Annotated in this window: 1 protein-coding gene and 1 pseudogene; one reads left to right on the top strand and one right to left on the bottom strand. The window is 65.8% G+C overall.

What is annotated here, in order from left to right; all coding sequences use genetic code 11:
- Window positions 1-198 precede the first annotated feature (198 nt).
- Window positions 199-2,361, top strand: a complete 2,163-nt coding sequence (locus EN742_RS29455; protein WP_128333581.1) for a malate synthase G — start codon at window positions 199-201, stop codon at window positions 2,359-2,361.
- 394 nt (window positions 2,362-2,755) lie between these two features.
- Here the strand turns inward: EN742_RS29455 and EN742_RS29450 are convergent.
- Window positions 2,756-3,171: pseudogene (locus EN742_RS29450) on the bottom strand (YifB family Mg chelatase-like AAA ATPase); the annotation flags it as partial.

Raw genomic sequence — 3,171 nt, 5'->3', positions numbered from 1 at the left:
GCGCTAACGCTTCGGTTGCAGCAAGAGCGTCGCGTCCAGTCGCACCAACCCCCTCTGGCCTGCCGGCCATCTCCCCCTCGAGGGGGGAGATCAGCAGCCTCGCCGACGGCAATTCTCCCCGCCTTCACCCTAAGCTGAATTGACCCTTCACCCCTGACATGCCAAAGGCCGCAAAGCCTTTCATCTGGAGAAGCCCTGATGACCGACCGCATCGAGACCGCCGGGTTGCAGATCGCCCGCGAGCTGCACGACTTCGTGGCGGCCGAGGCAGCACCCGGCACCGGCATTGACGCGGAAAAATTCTGGAACGGCTTTTCCGCCATTGTCCACGACCTCGCGCCGAAGAACCGGGCGCTGCTCGCCAAGCGCGACGCCATGCAGGAAAAACTCGACGCCTGGTACCGCCAAAACGGCGCGCCGCTCGACATGAGCACCTACAGGGCCTTTCTGGAGGAGATCGGCTATCTGGTGCCGGAAGGGCCGGCCTTCAGCGTCTCGACCGACAATGTCGATCCCGAGATCGCCGTCGTCGCCGGGCCGCAGCTGGTCGTGCCGGTGATGAATGCGCGCTATGCGCTGAATGCGGCGAACGCCCGCTGGGGTTCGCTCTACGACGCGCTCTACGGCACCGACGCCATTCCCGAGACCGGCGGCGCCGAGAAGGGCAAGGGTTTTAACCCGGCGCGCGGCGCCAAGGTCATCGCCTGGGCCAAGGATTTCCTTGACCAGTCGGTGCCGCTGACCTCTGGCAAATGGGCCGGGGTCAACGGGCTTTCGTTTGTCAACGGCATGCTGCGGCTGGGCGAGGGCGCCGGTGTCACGACACTTGCCGATCCCAGGCAATTCGCCGGCTATCGCGGCGATGCCGCCAACCCGCAAGCCGTGCTGCTGGTCAGGAACGGCCTGCATATCGAGATCCGCATCGACCGCGCCAACCAGATCGGCCGCACCGATCCGGCGGGGATCGCCGATGTCATCCTGGAATCGGCGCTGACCACCATCCAGGACTGCGAGGATTCGGTCGCCGCGGTCGATGCCGAGGACAAGGTCGTGGTCTACCGCAACTGGCTCGGCCTGATGAAGGGCGATCTCGCCGAAGAGATCAGCAAGGGCGGCAAGAGCTTCGTGCGCAAGCTCAACCCCGACCGCACCTACACCGCGCCCTCCGGCGGCGCGCTGACGCTGCCCGGCCGCTCGCTGATGCTGGTCAGGAACGTCGGCCACCTGATGACCAACCCGGCCATTCTCGACCGCGACGGCAATGAGGTGCCGGAAGGCATCATGGACGCCGCGATCACCGCGCTGATCGCGCTGCACGATGTCGGGCCGAACGGCCGCCGCGCCAATTCCCGCGCCGGCTCAATGTATGTGGTGAAGCCGAAGATGCACGGGCCGGAGGAAGTCGCCTACGCCGTCGAGATCTTCGACCGCGTCGAGGCCCTGCTCGGCATGGCCAAAAACACCATCAAGATGGGCATCATGGACGAGGAGCGGCGCACCACCGTCAACCTCAAGGAGGCGATCCGCGCTGCGCGCGAGCGCGTCGTGTTCATCAACACCGGCTTCCTCGACCGCACCGGCGACGAGATCCACACCTCGATGGAAGCCGGCCCGATGATCCGCAAGGGCGACATGAAGCAAGCCGCGTGGATTTCTGCCTACGAGGCCTGGAATGTCGACACCGGACTGGAGTGCGGGCTTGCCGGCCATGCCCAGATCGGCAAGGGCATGTGGGCGATGCCCGACCTGATGGCGGCGATGCTGGAACAGAAGATCGCCCATCCGAAAGCAGGCGCCAACACCGCCTGGGTGCCGTCGCCGACGGCGGCGACATTGCATGCCACGCATTATCACAAGGTCGACGTGCATGCCGTGCAGGCGGCGCTGAAGAGCCGGCCGAAGGCCAGGCTCGACGATATCCTCTCGGTTCCGGTGGCGGTGCGGCCGAATTGGACGCCCGACGAGATCCAGCGCGAGCTCGACAACAATTCGCAAGGCATTCTGGGCTATGTCGTGCGCTGGATCGACCAGGGCGTCGGCTGCTCGAAAGTGCCGGACATCAACGACGTCGGCCTGATGGAGGACCGCGCCACGCTGCGCATCTCTTCGCAGCACATCGCCAACTGGCTGCGCCACAAGGTGTGCTCGGAAATTCAGGTGCGGGATTCGCTGCAGCGCATGGCGGCGATCGTCGCCCTGCAGAATGTCGGCGACCCGCTCTACCGGCCGATGGCGGCCGACTTCGACAATTCCATCGCGTTCCAGGCCGCCTGCGACCTGGTGTTCAAGGGCACAGTCCAGCCGAACGGATATACGGAGCCGGTGCTGCATAGACGGCGGCTGGAGCTGAAGGCGCGGTAGCCGCTGGCTGATCGCCTGAACGGCAGCGGCCCGTCATGGAACGTTTCCGATGTATTTCAAACCGACATAGGGCCCGCCCACCGCAACGTTGCCGTTGTTGCTGTTGGGCACCGCAAGCTGAGATGCAGCGGGCTTCCTGCTCTTCCGGCCTGGCTTCACGGCAGGCTTTCGTGCGCCCTGTTTGACCTTATGGTTTCGAGTGCCTTATTTTGCGACTTGGTTCCGTGCGCCAGGTCCTCCTTGACCTGCGGCCGAAGCGTGCAGGACACTGCCCAGCAGCAAGGCCGCGGCGGCGGTTACGGCAATCCCCTTCCTGAACATGCCCGTCATCCCTCCAAAAGGTTCACTTCGGCACTAGCCTATATGTTTTGCCTACGCGCGGCATCCGGCGGCTCTACGCGGCCTGCGCCATGCGCTCCGCGCTCATCCGGTAGGAAATCGCCTCGGCGAGATGGATGCGCCCAACGGTCTCGCTGGCGTCGAGGTCGGCCAGCGTGCGCGCCACTTTCAGCACTCGGTGATAGGCCCGCGCCGAAAAGGCGAGCTTCTCGCTGGCGTCCTTCAGCAGCGTCAGGCCCGCGCTATCCGGCCTTGCGATCGCCTCGATGATCGCGGGCGGGCAATGCGCGTTGGTCGTGGCGCTGGCGGCGCCAAGCCGTTCGAGCCGCTCGCGCTGGATCGCGCGGGCGCGCGCCACGCGCTGCGCCACCGAAGCGCTGGCCTCGGCCTTGTCGGGCCGGATCAGGTCGCTGGCGGAGACCGCCGGCACCTCGATCCTGAGGTCGATGCGGTCGAGCAGCGGGCCTGAGA

It is taken from the genome of Mesorhizobium sp. M4A.F.Ca.ET.020.02.1.1, from assembly GCF_004022645.1.
GTDB lineage: Bacteria > Pseudomonadota > Alphaproteobacteria > Rhizobiales > Rhizobiaceae > Mesorhizobium.
Note: the sequence above shows the minus strand (reverse complement) of the source record. Positions and strands in the feature narration are given on the sequence as shown.